The 16,996-nt window shown below is 48.5% G+C and carries 17 protein-coding genes, 1 pseudogene and 1 riboswitch; of the genes and pseudogenes, 16 read left to right on the top strand and 2 right to left on the bottom strand.

What is annotated here, in order from left to right; all coding sequences use genetic code 11:
• Positions 1–47: 47 nt before the first annotated feature.
• The gene (locus D5E69_RS13790; protein WP_048014054.1) at positions 48–401 is read left to right on the top strand and encodes a GNAT family N-acetyltransferase; all 354 of its coding nucleotides are present in this window, start codon (positions 48–50) and stop codon (positions 399–401) included.
• A gap of 22 nt (positions 402–423) precedes the next feature.
• Here the strand turns inward: D5E69_RS13790 and D5E69_RS13785 are convergent, their stop codons facing one another.
• Positions 424–948: a DUF309 domain-containing protein gene (locus tag D5E69_RS13785; protein WP_048014055.1), complete on the bottom strand. Its 525-nt coding sequence runs from the start codon at positions 946–948 to the stop codon at positions 424–426.
• 156 nt (positions 949–1,104) lie between these two features.
• Between D5E69_RS13785 and D5E69_RS13780 the strand changes: the two genes are divergently transcribed.
• The 15 genes and pseudogenes from D5E69_RS13780 (at position 1,105) to D5E69_RS13710 (ending at position 16,489) form a co-directional block, all read left to right on the top strand.
• On the top strand, positions 1,105–1,869 hold the full coding sequence (locus tag D5E69_RS13780; protein ID WP_159130358.1) for a segregation/condensation protein A: 765 nt from the start codon (positions 1,105–1,107) through the stop codon (positions 1,867–1,869).
• The gene (gene scpB / locus D5E69_RS13775) at positions 1,856–2,440 is read left to right on the top strand and encodes an SMC-Scp complex subunit ScpB (RefSeq protein WP_048005929.1); all 585 of its coding nucleotides are present in this window, start codon (positions 1,856–1,858) and stop codon (positions 2,438–2,440) included. The genes D5E69_RS13780 and scpB overlap by 14 nt, the downstream gene beginning before the upstream one ends.
• A gap of 114 nt (positions 2,441–2,554) precedes the next feature.
• A complete protein-coding gene (locus D5E69_RS13770; RefSeq protein WP_269430708.1) occupies positions 2,555–3,712 on the top strand; it encodes a D-alanyl-D-alanine carboxypeptidase family protein in 1,158 nt (385 codons plus the stop codon).
• Positions 3,705–4,297 (top strand): annotated as a pseudogene (locus D5E69_RS13765) (nucleoside recognition domain-containing protein). Before D5E69_RS13770 ends, D5E69_RS13765 begins: the two are co-directional and overlap by 8 nt.
• Positions 4,297–4,824: a spore maturation protein gene (locus D5E69_RS13760; RefSeq protein WP_048005926.1), complete on the top strand. Its 528-nt coding sequence runs from the start codon at positions 4,297–4,299 to the stop codon at positions 4,822–4,824. Before D5E69_RS13765 ends, D5E69_RS13760 begins: the two are co-directional and overlap by 1 nt.
• Before the next feature lie 123 nt (positions 4,825–4,947).
• Positions 4,948–5,679, top strand: a complete 732-nt coding sequence (locus D5E69_RS13755; protein WP_048005925.1) for a pseudouridine synthase — start codon at positions 4,948–4,950, stop codon at positions 5,677–5,679.
• A 258-nt stretch (positions 5,680–5,937) separates the two neighbouring features.
• Positions 5,938–6,468 carry a thiol-disulfide oxidoreductase ResA gene (gene resA, locus D5E69_RS13750; protein WP_048005924.1) on the top strand — a complete coding sequence of 177 codons (531 nt, stop codon included), beginning with the start codon at positions 5,938–5,940 and terminating at the stop codon, positions 6,466–6,468.
• A 27-nt stretch (positions 6,469–6,495) separates the two neighbouring features.
• The gene (gene resB / locus D5E69_RS13745) at positions 6,496–8,166 is read left to right on the top strand and encodes a cytochrome c biogenesis protein ResB (RefSeq protein WP_048005923.1); all 1,671 of its coding nucleotides are present in this window, start codon (positions 6,496–6,498) and stop codon (positions 8,164–8,166) included.
• Entirely contained in the window at positions 8,147–9,322 is a 1,176-nt protein-coding gene (gene ccsB, locus D5E69_RS13740) for a c-type cytochrome biogenesis protein CcsB (protein ID WP_048006388.1), read from the top strand. Before resB ends, ccsB begins: the two co-directional genes overlap by 20 nt.
• Before the next feature lie 191 nt (positions 9,323–9,513).
• Complete coding sequence (locus tag D5E69_RS13735) at positions 9,514–10,230, top strand: response regulator (protein ID WP_048005922.1); 717 nt, start codon at positions 9,514–9,516, stop codon at positions 10,228–10,230.
• Positions 10,227–11,993 (top strand): ATP-binding protein, encoded by a 1,767-nt coding sequence (locus tag D5E69_RS13730; RefSeq protein ID WP_048005921.1) that lies wholly within the window; start codon positions 10,227–10,229, stop codon positions 11,991–11,993. Before D5E69_RS13735 ends, D5E69_RS13730 begins: the two co-directional genes overlap by 4 nt.
• Positions 11,994–12,232: 239 nt before the next feature.
• Positions 12,233–12,772: an RNA polymerase sigma factor SigX gene (sigX, locus tag D5E69_RS13725; RefSeq protein WP_048005920.1), complete on the top strand. Its 540-nt coding sequence runs from the start codon at positions 12,233–12,235 to the stop codon at positions 12,770–12,772.
• Positions 12,759–13,880 carry a hypothetical protein gene (locus D5E69_RS13720; protein WP_159129789.1) on the top strand — a complete coding sequence of 374 codons (1,122 nt, stop codon included), beginning with the start codon at positions 12,759–12,761 and terminating at the stop codon, positions 13,878–13,880. The genes sigX and D5E69_RS13720 overlap by 14 nt, the downstream gene beginning before the upstream one ends.
• 833 nt (positions 13,881–14,713) lie before the next feature.
• A complete protein-coding gene (locus D5E69_RS13715; RefSeq protein WP_159129788.1) occupies positions 14,714–15,556 on the top strand; it encodes a M23 family metallopeptidase in 843 nt (280 codons plus the stop codon).
• A 75-nt stretch (positions 15,557–15,631) separates the two neighbouring features.
• A riboswitch (FMN riboswitch) is annotated at positions 15,632–15,768 on the top strand.
• A gap of 151 nt (positions 15,769–15,919) precedes the next feature.
• Positions 15,920–16,489 (top strand): ECF transporter S component, encoded by a 570-nt coding sequence (locus tag D5E69_RS13710; protein ID WP_048005918.1) that lies wholly within the window; start codon positions 15,920–15,922, stop codon positions 16,487–16,489.
• A gap of 83 nt (positions 16,490–16,572) precedes the next feature.
• Here the strand turns inward: D5E69_RS13710 and D5E69_RS13705 are convergent, their stop codons facing one another.
• Positions 16,573–16,821 (bottom strand): ferredoxin, encoded by a 249-nt coding sequence (locus tag D5E69_RS13705; protein WP_048005917.1) that lies wholly within the window; start codon positions 16,819–16,821, stop codon positions 16,573–16,575.
• Positions 16,822–16,996 lie beyond the last annotated feature (175 nt).

Genomic DNA, 16,996 nt, shown 5'->3' with positions numbered 1-16,996 from the left:
TTGTCCATGGTAAAAGCATCTGGACATAAACGTAACGAGGGGTAAATATGTTAATCCGATATAAAAAGGCTTTTGAAAAGATCGCAATGGGATTATTATCTTTCATGCCAAGTGAAAAGGACCTGAAGAAGCTTCAGCAAACGATGAAGCAGTATGAAACGGATGATAATTGGCAGCTTTTTTTATGGAAAGAAGAAGACATAGTCGGCCTGATCGGGGTGCAGAAAGAAGAAGGTGCCTTGGAAATCCATCACATCTCCGTGAACCCGTCGCATCGTCATGAAGGGATCGGGAAGGCGATGGTGAAACATCTGAAGGACATGTACTCTGAGCTCGACGTCAAACCCAACGAAGAAACCGCTTCCTTTTTTGAAAGGTGCGAAGGAGAAATGAATGAATGAAAAAAAGAAACTGGCCCGGAGGCTAGTTTCTTTTTTTTCTGAGAAGGGCTTCCTTCCGTTCCTGAATCACCTGTGAGCGATCTCTGCGTGAATGGCGATGAATCAGCTCGTGATCGGTCAGATCACTCGGGATACACCAGCCGTACCCGTTGCGGCTGCACCATTGCTGAACGGATCGGAGCAGGTCCGGATCCTTTATGGGGAGGCTGACACTGCGGTAGGGCATTTCTTCACGTATGCGCTCTTCCGTTTCGGCCAATATGGAAAACAGACGGCTTTCATCAAGTCCGAGCCTCGTCATGACCGGACGGTGGCACTTCAGGTTCTCCGTACCCTTACGGATCATGCGTTCCGCACCCTTCAAGTTCTGCCTGCGGAAATGATACATCCCGACGGCAATCTGGATGAGGCCGACCCAATGTGAGTCCCTGTTGCCGGGATCGGTTTCTTTCCAATATTCTTCAAGGACTTCATGGCACTCAAAGTAATCCCTGCTTCCATTGAAGTGGGCGAGGAATTCGATATAGGGGGTGGGGTGTTGTGTCATTCAACCGCTCCTTTCAATAAGGTTAGTGTAGCATACTCACCCATGCGGTGAAACGAATCGTGCTGGGGGTAAAATTTCTATTGGAGATTGGTAGTCAATCTACTATACTAATAAGTAGCTCTTTTTTAAGTCTGTACAATGGAAATTGGTGATGAAATGGAATACAATGTGAAAATTGAAGCGTTCGAGGGTCCGATGGATCTTCTTCTGCATCTGATCAATTCACTGGAAATCGATATCTATGATATCCCCATGGCACAGATTACCGAGCAATATATGATCTATGTGCATGCCATGAAGGACCTTCAGCTCGATGTAGCGAGCGAGTATCTTGTGATGGCCGCGACGCTTCTTGCGATCAAGAGCAAAATGCTTCTGCCGAAATACGATGAAGATTCCCTTGATGAAGAGATCGAATTCGAAGAGGAAGATCCGAGGGGCGAACTGGTGGAAAGACTGATCGAATACCGCAAATTCAAAGAAGCTGCGACGGAACTCCGGAGCAGGGAAGAAGAGCGGGGGCAGGTCTTCACGAAGCCGCCAAGCGACCTATCTGAATACATAGAGGATTCAAATCTGAAAGACAGCATCGGGCAAGTCACGGTCTATGATATGCTCGGTGCATTCAATAAATTATTGCGACGCAAAAAGCTCCAGAAGCCTGTGCAAACGAGAATCACCAGGCAGGAGATTTCCATAGAAAAACGAATGGATGAAATTTTAGTGAGCCTGCAAAGTTTGAGGAAGCGAACAACCTTCACCAGCCTTTTCCCCTCCGATCAAAAAGATCATCTGGTTGTCACATTCCTGGCCGTTCTTGAACTGATGAAACGTCAAAAGATCAGAGTCGACCAGGAAGAGAATTTCACGGAAATTTTTGTGGAAGCAAGTGAGGAGGTAGGACTAGTTGGACAAACGTAATTGGAAAGCCATCCTCGAAAGCCTGCTTTTCGCAGCCGGAGACGAAGGTCTTTCCCTGAAACAGGTCTGCTCGGTATTGGACATACCGGAAGACGAAGCGTTGAACAGAATGAATGAATTGAAAGAATGGTACGTCGACCGCGGGATTGCAGTCGTTGAAATTGCAGGTGCCTATCAGCTCGCTACTAAAAAAGAACATGCTGAATACCTCAAAAAGCTGGTGGAGTCACCGAATGTGAGCCTTCTGTCCCAGGCGGCACTTGAAACCCTGGCCATCATCGCGTACAAACAGCCTATCACCCGTGCTGAAATCGAACAGATCCGCGGGGTCAAAACGGAACGTCCCGTACAAACGCTGACATCGAAGGGGCTTGTGAAAGAGGTGGGGCGAGCAGAAGGGACAGGCAGGGCCTATCTGTTCGGGACGACGAAAGAATTCCTCGATTATTTCGGATTGAAGAGCATAGAAGAGCTTCCGCCACTGCCCGATCACGTACAAGAAGAATTTGCAGATGAGGAAGCAGATCTGTTTTTTGAAAAATTCCAGGAAACACTGGATAGCAACGAATGACCATGAAGCACCGTCCTCAAGTGGACGGTGTTTTTTATGGGAAGATTATTCAATCATATTACCCGTTGTCCCGCATAAACTTGTACAAATAGTCATGACAAGGAGTAGATGCAGGTGAAGGGGAATAATCGCAAAGTCTACATATACAGCATCCTGGTCGTTGTCCTCTTGTTCTCATTGGTTTCAGGAAAGGTACAGGCTGCTCCATCTGTCAGTTCACAGCGGGCGATACTCATGGATCAGGAAACGGGCAGGGTCCTGTATGAAAAGGATGCAGATGAAAAGAGCCGGATTGCAAGTATCACTAAAATCATGACAGCGATCCTGGCAGTGGAATCCGGGAAGCTTGACCGTGATGTAACGGTTCCGGATGATGCCGTCCGAACAGAAGGATCCTCGCTTTACCTGAAAGCGGGGGAGAAAATCAAACTGGAAGACCTTGTATACGGGCTGATGCTGAGGTCGGGGAATGATGCGGCTGTCACCATTGCAGACTACGTGGGAGGGAGTCTTGACGGGTTCGTCTATATGATGAATGAAAAAGCCCGGGAAATCGGCATGGAAAACACCCATTTTTCCAATCCGCATGGGCTGGATGATCACGAAGATCACTATTCAACAGCAAGGGATATGGCGATTCTGACACGGTACGCCATGAAGAATGAGCGTTATGCCGAGATTGCCGGCACCAAGCTCCATACAGCACCTAATCCTGAAGAGAAATGGGACAGGAAGTGGAAGAATAAGAACAGACTTTTGACGGAGCTTTATAAATACAGCACCGGTGGGAAGACCGGCTTCACCAAAAGGGCGAAACGGACGCTTGTCTCCACGGCCTCTAAAGACGGAGAGGACTTGATCGCCGTTACATTGAATGGGCCGGATGATTGGAATGACCATATCTCCATGTTCGAGTATGGATTCAAGCAGTATGACTATAAAATCGTCATTGCGAAGGGGAAAATCGAAAACATCGATGACCCCGTCTATCAGGGGCACGTCCATGTGGACAGGGATGCGGTCCTGACTCTTCAAAAGAACGAAGTGGATGGTGTCAGGGTGGAGTACAGGATGCTGAAGCCTGAGAAGAAATGGGCTGATGGAAAGGGGGCGCCTGATATCGTGGGGAATGCCCTCGTCTATCTGGACGATGAACAAGTGGACTCTCTCCCGGTCTACTTTGAATCCGTCGCAAAACCCGAGAAGAAAAGCTGGTGGAAGCTATGGGCCGGCTCCATTCAATCGGTCCTTGGCGTGAACAGAAATGGTTAACATCATCTGGGTGGCGCTCACGATCATCGGTCTGGTTTTTGCTGTGATCAATGGGAGGATGGCCGAAGTGAACGAAGCCATCTTTCAATCGGCCAATGAAGCGGTCACCCTTTGCATCGGACTTGTAAGCGTACTCGTTTTCTGGCTCGGTATGATGAAGATCGCCCAGGAGGCGGGGCTACTCGATAAGCTCGCGGGCCTATGCCGGCCATTTGTGAAGCGGCTCTTCCCGGAAGTGCCTGCGGATCATCCGGCAATGGGATATATTTTAAGCAATATGATGGCGAATATGTTCGGACTCGGAAATGCAGCGACTCCCCTCGGGATCAAAGCGATGGAGCAATTGAAGCAGTTGAACGGGGGAGGGACTCGGCGAGCAGGTCGATGATCACGTTTCTCGCCATCAATACGTCAAGCATCACCCTGATTCCGACGACGGTCATCGCCATCAGGATGAAATATGATTCAGCATCGCCGACGGAAATCGTTGGACCGACCCTGGTGGCGACGATATTATCGGCAATCGGTGCGATCTGCATCGATCGGTACTTCCACCATAGGAGAACGAAACGGGGGGTGAAGTGATGCAGTGGATTTCTTTGGTTTCCCTCTGGATGATCCCCCTGCTGATCGGCTTCATTCTACTGTACGGCACGTGGAAGAAGGTCCCTACCTATGAATCCTTCGTGGAAGGAGGGAAGGAGGGGATCAAGATCGCCGTGTCGATCATCCCCTTCCTGATCGGCATGCTTGTTGCCATCACAATTTTCAGGGAATCGGGTGCTTTGGAGTTTTTTGTCGGGCTGATAAGACCGGGTCTCCTGGCTATTGGCATCCCACCTGAAATCGTGCCCCTCGCCATCATCCGGCCGATCTCCGGGACGGCCGCATTAGGGATGATGAGCGATATGGTCGCGGCATATGGACCCGACTCCTTCATAGGAAGGCTTGCATCCGTGCTTCAGGGCAGTACAGATACGACACTGTACGTCTTGACCGTCTACTTCGGTGCTGTAGGGATCCGCAGGATGGGGGACGCGTTGAAGGTCGGTCTTCTCGCCGATGTGGTCGGCATCGCAGCGGCGATCTTCGTGGTGACCCTGATGTTCTGATTTCAATACGATCTGAAAAAAGGTATAAAAGGAAAGCGGAAGCCCGTTTTCTTTTTATACCTTTCTATTTTGCATGGTTTATGCCATAATTCATGAAGGAATAGAAAAATGAGGTGAAAGACCGTGGAACGTTTACAAAAAGTTATTGCACACAGCGGTGTCGCATCAAGGCGCAAGGCTGAGCAGCTGATCATAGAAGGTAAAGTCAAAGTGAATGGGAAAGTCGTCAAAGAATTGGGAACCAAGGTAGCGGCTTCCGACCGGGTGGATGTCTCCGGAGTCCAGATCGAACGGGAAAATAAGGTCTATTATATGCTTTACAAACCGAGAAGCGTCATTTCTGCCGTGACCGATGATAAGAATCGTCAGGTCGTGACGGATTTCTTCCAGGAAATCGACGAGAGGATCTACCCGATCGGTCGTCTTGACTACGAAACATCAGGCTTGTTGCTCCTTACGAATGACGGAGAGTTCGCGAACCTCCTCATGCACCCGAGCAATGAAATCGAAAAGACGTACGTCGCGAGGGTAAAGGGCATCCCATCCAAGTTCAAGCTGAAGGAACTTGAGAAGGGTGTGAAGCTCGAGGACGGAAGAACCGCTCCTGCGAAAGTGAAAATGCTCAGCATGGACAAGAAGCAAGGGAAGTCCATCATCGAAATCACGATCCACGAAGGCCGGAATCGTCAGGTCCGCCGCATGTTCGAGCATATCGGATACCCGGTGCAGAAGCTGAAGCGTGAGCGCTATGGCTCCCTTACCCTCCAGGGTCTGACCGCAGGGGAAGGAAGAGAGCTGACCCCTCACGAAGTCAAGCAGCTCCGCACGTTGGCAGAATCAGCCGCCAACAAATAAAAGTGTCACGAATCATTCATATAATCTGAAAGACCGTCATGAAGAAAAATGGTATAATTGGAAAGGAATTTTACCATCTATGGGGAAGGCCCCTGCTTCTTGAAACGGTTGCAACAGACAATGGCAGGGGTTGATCAATCGATCATCCCCTTTCCTTCTATCATTTTTGAGTGATGGGAAGGCATACATAAGGACTTCACTCGGAAGTCATTTTATTTCACTTATTATGTTAGCGATTTCAGAGCGAGGAGGGGTACGATGAATAAGAAAAAACGCAGGTTGATGATCCGGTCGGTCATCTTACTGATACTGGTGTCGGCCGTCGGTTATACGCTGTATGCCAATTTCACCAAGGAGGATCGTGGAAAGCTACAGGTGGGGGACCAGGCCCCTGATTTTGTCCTTAAAGACATGGAAGGCAACACCCATCAGCTTTCCGACTACAAAGGCCAGGGCGTATTCCTGAATTTTTGGGGAACGTGGTGCAAACCATGTGAACGTGAGATGCCCTATATGAACAATCAGTATAAGAAATATGAGGATAAAGGCGTTCAGATCCTTGCGGTGAATGTAGGGCAGTCGGACTTCCTGATCAACAGCTTCTCCTCGAAGCACGGGCTGGAATTCCCGATTGTCGTCGATAAGGAAGAAGAAGTGCAGAATGCCTACGGAATCGATCCGCTTCCGACGACCATGCTGATCAATCCCGATGGGAAGATCGACAAGATCATCACGGGGACGATGTCAGAAGAAGATATCATAGAAGACCTGGAGAGTATCAAGCCATAATGCCAACCTGACAGAAGGGGTTTTTACATGAAAGAGATCAAATGCGTATGCGGTCACGTCAATCCCAATGGAACGGTCCTGTGTGAATCGTGTGGACGGGCCCTTACAGAAGAGGCAAAAAAAGAAAAGCTGCATGATATGCGCTATGAGGGAAGTGCGAGGCGTTCTCAAACCTACAGTAAATCCATCATCGATAAGATCTGGAACTTCTTTTCATCCGTCAAGGTGGGTGTATGGCTCATCGTCCTTACGCTCATTGCTTCAGCTTTGGGCACCGTGCTGCCCCAGGAAGAATACATACCCGGAGGAAGGCCGCCGGAAGAGTTCTACGGAGATGTATACGGGTTCTTCGGAGACCTGTACTATACGCTTGGATTCCATGATCTCTACAGTTCATGGTGGTATCTTCTCCTTGTCGCTTCCATCGGAGTATCCCTCGTCATCTGCAGTCTCGACAGGGTGATCCCCCTTCACAGGGCCCTCAAGAATCAAAGGGTCGACCGGCATGAAGGATTCCTGAAGAGACAGAGATTCTACGGAAAGACAGTGGCTTCAAGCATTGAGCCTACAGCTATGGATGATGTAAAGAAGAGATTATCAGATAAGAAGTATAAGATAAGGGAAAAAGATGGAAGCATCCTTGCAGAAAAGAATCGATTCTCGCGCTGGGGTCCCTATGTGAACCACATTGGGCTGATCATCTTTCTCATAGGCGGCATGCTCCGCTTTGTCCCTGGAATGTATTTGAATGAAACCATATGGATCCGTGAAGGCGAGACCCGGGCGGTACCTGGCACGGACAATGAATATTTCATCAAGAACGAAAACTTCATCATGGAAACCTATGATAAAGAAAAAGACAAAGAAGTGTTCAGTGAAGCCATCGAGAAGAATGGAGATGTCGCAAAGAATTTCCAGACCGATGTGGTCCTCTATAAGGAGTCAGGAGAACGCCTTCCGGGACAGGAAGTGGAACGGACCGCTGAGAAAGAAGAGTCCATCCGGGTGAATCATCCTTTGAAATTCGGAAACTATGCGGTTTATCAGACAAGCTATAAGCTTGATGAACTGACAAGCATGAGCTTCACACTGGATAAAAAGGACACGGGTGAGCAGCACGGGGCGTTCACCGTCGATCTGATGGATCCAGAGGAAGAGTACGCCCTTGACGATGGCTATAAAGTGAAACTCAAAGGCTATTATCCTGATTTTTCAGGATTTGATAAAAAGGGCGAGCCTCAAACTGCCTCTCCGCTACCAAATAACCCGGCATTCTTGTTCGAGTTGTTCTCACCAGAAAAGCCGGATGGAGAAGTGGCCTTCATCGGAATCCAGAAAAATCTAGAACCCCTTGGGGAGAATGATTATAAGCTGTCGTTCGCCGGCATCGACTCCAGGGATATCTCAGCCCTGACGTTCTCAAAGGACCTGACGCTTTGGATCCTGGCAGTCGGGGGAGCCATCTTCATGATCGGAGTCATCCAGGGGGCGTATTGGCATCACCGGAGAATCTGGCTTAGAAAGTCCGAGGACGGCATCATCGTTGCAGGGCATACAAATAAAAACTGGCATGGCCTCAAGCATGAAATCAGCCATATCCTTGATGGGACAGGCATAGAGGAACCGAAAGATCAACAAGAATCGAAAGAAGCTAGGGGGAAAAAGGATGTCGACAACAATGGCAGAATGGAGCAGTAACCTGCTCTACATCTCCTTTATCACATATCTGGTGGCGACGTTCTTCTTTGGTGGTAGCATCCGCCAAAAGAACACGACAGAAACAAATCAGCGCAAATGGGGTACGATCGGGATCACGTTGACGATCATCGGATTCGTTGCGCAAATCGGCTATTTCTTCCTGAGATGGGGGGCGGCAGGTCATGCCCCGGTGAGCAATCTCTTTGAGTTCACCACATTTTTCGGAATGATGCTTGTGGGCGCGTTCATCATCATCTACTTTATGTATAAATCAACCGTTCTAGGAATCATCGCGCTGCCGTTTGCGCAGCTCGTCATTGCCTATGCAAGCATGTTCCCGACGGAAATTTCGCCGCTGATCCCTGCCCTTCAGAGTGACTGGCTGAAGATCCATGTGACGACCGTATCGGCCGGGGAAGCGATCCTTTCCATCAGCTTCGTGGCAGGCTTGATCTACTTGTTGAAATCAGTTGATCATTCAAAGGGGAGCAGACAATCGTTCTGGCTTGAAACCGTCATGTTCTCACTGGTTGTCGTCCTTGGTTTTGTCTTGGTGTCAGTTGTATTCAAAGGCATGGACTACCAGGCAGACTTCAACTATATCAATCAGGAAGAGAAGGAAGCGGTAGCGCAGTATACATTGCCCGCACTCGTAGGGCCGAATGAAGGCGAGCTTCAGACGAAAGGGGTCATGGAACCCCTGGTGGAAATGCCTGCTCTCATCAATGCGAAGAAACTTAATACAGTGATCTGGTCAATCATATCCGGAGCGGTCCTTTATCTTCTCCTCAGGTTGATCCTGCGTAAGCGCATTGCGGCGAAAATGCAGCCTATGGTGAAAAATGTGAACCTGAATCTCATGGATGAAATCGGCTATCGATCCGTCCTGATCGGATTCCCGGTCTTCACACTCGGAGGCTTGATCTTCGCCATGATCTGGGCCCAGATCGCATGGAACCGCTACTGGGGATGGGACCCGAAGGAAGTGTGGGCACTGGTCACCTTCCTCTTCTATGCAGCCTTCCTTCATTTGAGATTATCCAAGGGCTGGCACGGGGAGAAATCGGCATGGCTTGCCGTTGTCGGGGTTGCCATCATCCTTTTCAACCTGGTGGCCGTCAATTTGATCATTGCAGGTTTACACTCGTATGCCTGATCGCAAGGAATCAAAGAGCTGACATGGGTGTCCCTGTCAGCTTTTTGGTACAATGAAACGGCGGACAGCAGGAGGCGTACATAGATAGATAGCTGGATTGTCGTTTTGAACAATTCAACAACGCTTTTCGGTTTAAAAGTACCACTAATTCCGATTAAAATGGAGATAACTATGCTAAAGGGGGAAAACCCATGGAAGAAAACATCCGGATTCTGGTCGTGGACGATGAAGACCGCATCAGAAGATTATTGAAAATGTATCTGGAAAGAGAAAATTATGAAATCGAAGAAGCTGAAGATGGGGAACGTGCCCTTGAAATGGCTCTTGAACGCGAATATGATTGCATCCTTCTAGACTTGATGATGCCCGGGATGGACGGGATCGAAGTGTGTAAGAACCTTCGCGAGACGAAGACGACGCCTGTCATCATGCTGACGGCAAAAGGGGAAGAAGTGAACCGCGTGCAGGGCTTCGAGGTAGGGACCGATGATTACATCGTGAAACCATTCTCACCGAGAGAGGTGGTCCTGAGGGTGAAAGCCCTTCTCAGAAGGTCCTCCAAGACCAGCTTCATCCAAACCGATGCAAAAGCGAAGGATCTGATCGTCTATAAGCATCTGACCATCGATAACGATGCTCACAGGGTGAGTGCCGATGGAATCGATGTGAATCTGACGCCAAAGGAATATGAACTCCTTTACTTCCTAGCAAAGGCCCCTGATAAAGTGTTCGATCGTGAACATCTTCTCAAGGAAGTATGGCACTATGAATTCTTCGGAGATCTTCGGACAGTGGATACCCACGTCAAACGCCTTCGTGAAAAATTGAACAAAGTATCGGAAGACGCTGCCCGTATGATCGTCACCGTTTGGGGCGTCGGATATAAGTTCGAGGTTACAAATGAATGAGACTGTGGCGTAGTGTAGTCGGGAAGCTTTGGGTCACCATCCTTCTCCTCGTTTCCTTCGTTCTTTTCATCCTGACGATCCTGCTTCTTGAGTTCTTCCAGAACTACCATGTGGATGTGGTGGAAAACGAGCTCACGATCACTGCCGACAAAGTGGCCAAGGTGATTGAAAATCATGAAGACCTTGATCTGGGCCTCGAGCTTGGCAGTGAAATCATCGATGATCCCGTCAATATTCTCATTACGGTCGATGATAATCAGGAACTGTTTTCCCAGGATTCCACAGGGGTTGAGAAGGATATTCACCGGTTCATCAGAAATGACCCGAAACTGAAGGAAGTAAAAGTACGTGATGAGACCATCAAGAGGGAATATGAAGTTCCCTCCGATCCCTCTGCGAATCGTCATGAGAATATCATCGTCGTCGGAAGCCACCTGAGCGTCAACGGTCAGGAAGGGGCCGTCTATCTTTATCAGTCCCTTGATGTGATCAAGGATACGACGAAACAGACAACGAAGCTTATCGTCCTTGCCATGGGGATCGCGATCATCCTCACCACCATCTTTGCTTTCTTCCTCTCCACCAGGATCACATCGCCATTGAGGAAGATGAGGGAAGCAGCCTTCGAAGTGGCGAAAGGGAAGTTCGATACGAAAGTACCGATCCTGACAAAAGATGAAATCGGTGAACTTGCGACGGGATTCAACCAGATGGGAAGACAGCTGAAGTTCCATATCAATGCCTTGAATCAGGAAAAAGAACAGCTGTCGAGCATTTTGAGTTCCATGGCCGACGGGGTCATCACCTTCAATCGGGACGGTACGATCCTCATTACGAACCCTCCTGCAGACCGGTTCCTCCAGCAATGGTATTACGAGCACGGAAGCAACGAAGGCGAAGCGATTCCGGCCATCGTCAAAGAACTGTTGCAGAGCGTTGTGGTGACTGCCATGGAACAAACCGATGAGATTTCGCTTCAGGGACGGAGCTATGTGGTGATTGTCAGTCCACTTTATAATAATAATACGATCCGTGGCGCGGTCGCCGTCGTACGGGATATGACGGAAGAACGTCGACTGGACAAGCTTCGGAAAGATTTTATTGCGAACGTGTCCCATGAACTCCGCACCCCGATCTCGATGCTCCAGGGGTACAGCGAAGCGATTGTGGATGATATCGCGGAAACAGAAGAAGAGAAAAAAGAAATCGCCCGCATCATCTATGATGAGTCGCTCCGAATGGGAAGATTGGTCAATGACCTCCTCGACCTTGCGAGGATGGAGGCGGGGCACATCACCCTTCATGAACAATCGGTCAGTATCATGCCGTTCACAGAGCGGGTGGCCAATAAGTTTGCGGGTGTTGCCAAAGAGAAGAAGATTTCCATCCAGTTCGAGAGTGAGGTCGAGAGGGAACGTGAACTATCCATCGATCCTGATAAAATCGAACAGGTCCTGACCAATTTGATCGATAACGCCATACGGCATACTCCTGGGGGAGGAGAAGTGACCGTCTCCCTCAATCGGAATACCCAAGGCTACCTCTTCTTTGTACAAGACACAGGATCCGGGATCCCGGAGGAGGATCTGCCATTCGTCTTTGAACGATTCTATAAAGCGGATAAAGCAAGGACAAGGGGGAAGGCGGGAACAGGACTCGGCCTTGCGATCGCCCGGAATATCGTGGAAGCCCATGGCGGCCATATCCAGGTGCAAAGCAAACTCGATCAAGGGACAACGTTCACCTTCTTTCTTCCTTATTAGTCATTTCTCGCATGCACATTGCAGGATCACCCCGATTTTTCTTGTTACACGGGGAACAATCATGAATTATGCGCTTTTCACCCTTACGGCAACCGTTACGTGCCGTAAGGGTTCTTTTTGTGCACTGGACAGGAATTGAAATATAGGTCTTTCCAAACGTCCCAGAAACTACTATATTTGATAATGTGTAACCTTTTGCAAGGAAATAACGACTAATGGAATGACGGGGAGGGAAAGAAGTGCACTCCGTTTTTGAGGACATGTATAAAAAGTACCATCAGGATGTATTTCAATTTCTTCTCTACATGGTGCAGAACAGACAATTGGCTGAAGACCTTGTACAGGAAGTGTATATCCGCGTGCTCAAGTCACATCAGCATTTTGAAGGGAAGAGCTCTGAACGCACTTGGCTTTTCTCGATAGCGAAGAACGTTGCAATCGATCACTTCAGGAAGCAGAAGAACTGGAAAAATCGCCTTCTGGACAAATTTGACTGGAATCGGAGCGAATTGTCCGATGAGAACCCGCTTCCTGAAGAACTCGCCCTTGCCAATGAGGAAGTGCGCGAACTGTATGACTGCCTTAAGTGTTGTTCGACGGACCACCGCATGGTCATCATCATGCGTTATCTTCAGGAGCTTTCCATCGTAGAAACTGCAGAGATTTTGAACTGGTCGGAAAGCAAAGTGAAAACAACCCAGCATCGCGCCGTCAAATGGCTGCGGATTGAAATGAACAAACGGTTGCGGAAGGAGGGGGACGATAGTGAAGCAATCTGATTGGAATGACCGGGACATTGAAAAGCTGGTTAAGAAGCTTCCCAAAATCAACGATGGGCGAAAACCTGAATCCATTTATGCTTCCATCAGGGAACAAGGTGAAAAACAGCGACACCGTAAAGGTAAAAGAATCATACCTGGTCTGGTCGCTGTTGCCGCCATCATGATCTTTACCCTGCTGAGCCCCGCTCTTCTTCAACAGTCACCAGTGGAAGATAGCCGCTCAGACCAAGGAGCTTCGATGACGGATGAAAGCAAGGATCTTCAAGCAGATAAGGCAGTCTCTGAAAAAAAGGAGCGCCTCTCCCTCTATGAAAACATGGTGGAAGATGCCGAAGTCTATACGTTTGGCCTTATTTCACCAGAAGGCGTACCTGTTCCTGTGAGCGTGACTAAACACTTGTCAGATGGGGAAGAATGGATCGATGGATATGCTCAACTCGCGAAGCTCATTCCCGAAGAGGAGCTTGGAATGGAAGAGTTCGTTCCCTTGGAAGGGACCGTTTCCAAAGGGTACGGAGATGAAATCAATTTCACCCTGAATGAGGATCAGCCTTATACCGGCAACAGCGCAATGGAATATGCATTCTACTACTCCTTGTTTTACTCCTTTCAGGGGATGGGCTTTGACCAGGTTCGTCTCGAGGACGAGAACGGGAATGCTCCGCAATTCAGCGGCTATGGGGTCCTGAAGAAAATCGAGCTGCCGAAGAATGCCAAACAGGCTTTCTTTACATACTCGCCGAACGGACTCGACCATTTTCTTGTACCTGATAACCTGGAATATGAAGACCTGGATGGTGCGGTTACATCCATGAATGAATCCCAATCGGAATTTTATGAGAGTACCATACCAGAAGGGCTGAATGTTCGCGTAGTGGAGAAGGGCGCCTACCCGATCATCAGCTTCATGAATGAAGTCCACCTGGAAAATATGGAAGAAAGTGAAGCCCTCGAGCTGATTGAATCACTCCTCCTCACAGCGCGGAGCTTCGGCTACAAACAGGTGATGTTCGAAAATATCAGCGAAGAAGAATGGGGCGGTTTTTCATTCAACGAACCAATCGAGACACCCATCGCACCAAATCGAATCACCCTTAAGGAATGAAGAGCGGGGCACCCCCGTTCTTCATTTTTTTATGCTCAATGATGGCCAAGGGATAACGGGATTAGAAGAAAGATAGTGGTCGCCAGCTATTGCTAGATTCCTGAAAGAAAGAAGATGAAAACTGCTGGAGCCTGCATCTGTAGAAAACGAACAATCTATGGTCGTTCTCCCTGGACTCTAATGAAGATGGTTCCGACAAGAACCTCGTCTTCGTTTTGAATGCCAACGTTCTTATGCTTGCTTATTAAGCCGAAATGATTCCACGGCCCATGGGGAGTTCATTCCTACCACATACAAATCACAGAGTGTATTGGAGCGGAAGGGACTTGACTCCTGCGGGAAAAGAGGAAAGGTCGAGATCCCGCAGGCGCAGCCGAGGAAGCTCGACTTCCTCCCCGCCGGAAAGCAAGTCCCTGCAGCGGAAAGGAACGAACCAGTCTTCATGCCCGCACCTTTAGACTGCTAGCCCGCTCCGTATTTCTACTTGTCCAGCTCCAGGGGCTTGAGGCTCGAGGTCATAAGTCAAAGATCTCAAAAAGGCCAAGAACGCCTTTCCGAGCTCTCCGCCTTATGCTTGTCGCCTCAGAGCAAGCCCGCTCCGCTTTTCTACCTGTCCAGGTTCGAGGTCATAAGCCGAAGAATCAGAACGACTTTCCGGCTTCCCCATCTTATGTTTGTCGCCTCAAAGCGACCCGCCTGCGCTTTTCTTGGTATATTTCTCTTGTTTAATGGCAGACTGATGGGTAGGGTTTTTTTGGAATATTGGAGCTTTTAGGGGCATATAGTGAGAGGTATTGTTTTGTTTTGGGTGAGCATTTATTAGGAGGAACGGTATGATTGCTGATTATGGTCGGAGACTGTTGATTGTGATTGTGTTGGCGCTGTGTGTAGGCATGATTTTCATGACGGGGAGAGTCGCGAAGGCCGAAAGTGATTCCACTGCCGAATGGATATTTCCGGTTGATGGAACCATTACGGATGTGTTCGGTTCGAGATCCGGGACCCATAAAGGGATGGACATCGGGGGCGAGGAAGGCAGCCCCGTTCATTCGGTGGCAGATGGGGTCGTGACAAGATCGTACTTATCTGATAGCTATGGTCATGTGGTATTCGTTCGTCATGAAAATGGATATGAGACGGTCTATGCTCATCTCATTTCAAGAGGGGTGAAAGAAGGGCAGGAAGTACATAGGGGTGAGCCGGTCGGGAAGCTTGGGAATACCGGGATATCCACCGGCCCCCATCTTCATTTTGAGATTCATGCAGGGGAATGGACGTTTGAAAAGGAAAATGCCATCGATCCTTTTGTCGTCTTCGGACAAGGCGGGGTCGGACAAGTGGTATTTGCTGATAAGAAAGATCCTTATCAGACCGTTGCGGCTTCACAGGCTGGAGGTGATCAGTATCGGGTGAAGAAAGGCGATACGTTATGGTCCATCTCCAATCAGCACGGCCTGAGTGTGGATGACCTCATGAAATGGAACGGTCTGAAGGATGCCACGATCGCGGTCGGTCAGGAGCTGAGTTTGAGGGAGGCTTCCTATCAGGTTGAACAGGGAGACACACTTTATTCTATTGCCGTTGCCCATGGAATAGAACTGGACAAGCTTTTGGCGGCCAATGATTTACGCAGGGATTCGCCGATCTATCCTTCGCAAACGTTAAGGATCCACTGATTGTTTCGAATTCAAAGCATTACTCTTCACATAATGGCACTTCTTATGTATAATGAGTAAGAATAAAATAATATGATTCATCTTCGGGGCAGGGTGCAATTCCCTACCGGCGGTGATGAAGCACTGTTGCTTCTAAGCCCGCGAGCCTTTTTGAGGCAGGATTTGGTGAGACTCCAAAGCCGACAGTATAGTCTGGATGGGAGAAGATGAAGGTTACTGCCAATGCGTTCAGAAAAGGGAAGTCTGAATGTCTATTCGAGCATGCCTTTAACTCTCCTGGATATCGTTTATCTGGGAGTTTTTTATTGGGGCTCGGGCATGACCATCTTCGATTGAGATGAATCTCCAAAAGGAGAGAGTGCTATGAAGAAAATGACGACACGCACATTCGTCACCGTTGGTATGTTGAGTGCCATTTCGTATGTATTGATGCTTTTAAACTTCCCTATCCCGCCTTTTCCTGCGTTTCTGCAGATCGACTTCAGTGATGTTCCGGCCTTGATGGCAACGGTAGCGCTGGGACCAGTTGCAGGGATCCTGGTGGAGCTATTCAAGAATGTGATTGATTATGTATTGACCGGTTCTGAAACAGGTGTACCGGTAGGACATGTGGCAAACTTTGCTGCTGGGATCCTCCTGATTTTACCTGTTCACCTTATCTACTCACGTTTCCAAACGAAAAAAGGCCTTCTTACCGGGCTAGTAACCGGTACGCTGGTCATGAGCATCGGCATGGGGATCATGAATTATTTCATCTTCCTTCCAGCCTATAAATATTTCATGAATTTCGAACTGCCGGCAGAAGTCATCGTGACCGGTATCGTTCCATTCAATATTCTTAAGGGGATCCTGGTGGCAGTCGTCTTTACCCTGCTGTTCATCAGAATCCAGAAATGGCTGTCGAAGCAATTCGGAAATCGACGCATGGCCTAATAAGAAATGAGCCTCCCCGGAGGCTCATTTCTTTTCGCACAACATAAAAAAGACGGCGAACCAATCGCCGTCTTTTTTACATCCTATTCGAATTTCAACGCATCGCCGTCGAATGGTTCGTCAGCCACCTTGATGGAATCAGTAGGGCAACCTTCGAATGCATCTACCATGTCATCTTCGAGGACATCCGGAACTTCAACAGTCCCTTGGTTATCGTCCAGCGTGACAAATGCAATGCCTTCATCATCATAATCATAAATATCTGGTGCTGCTGCACCGCAAGCTCCACAAGCGATACATGTATCTTTGTCCACGATCGTATACTTTGGCAAAGAAAAAACCTCCCGAAGATAATTCTATATAATTCATCATTATACACGTTGTTTAATGGTGAAAATCAATTACTATTCATCATTTTATAGAGGAATGGGTAACTTTTCAATAGTTAGGTACTCTTTTTCATATTTTTATCCGTTTCCGTCAAAACAAAACCTCGTTTAAGGGTGT

It is taken from the genome of Rossellomorea marisflavi (assembly GCF_009806575.1).
Lineage (GTDB): Bacteria > Bacillota > Bacilli > Bacillales > Bacillaceae_B > Rossellomorea > Rossellomorea marisflavi_A.
This window is presented reverse-complemented; position numbering and strand designations above follow the sequence as displayed.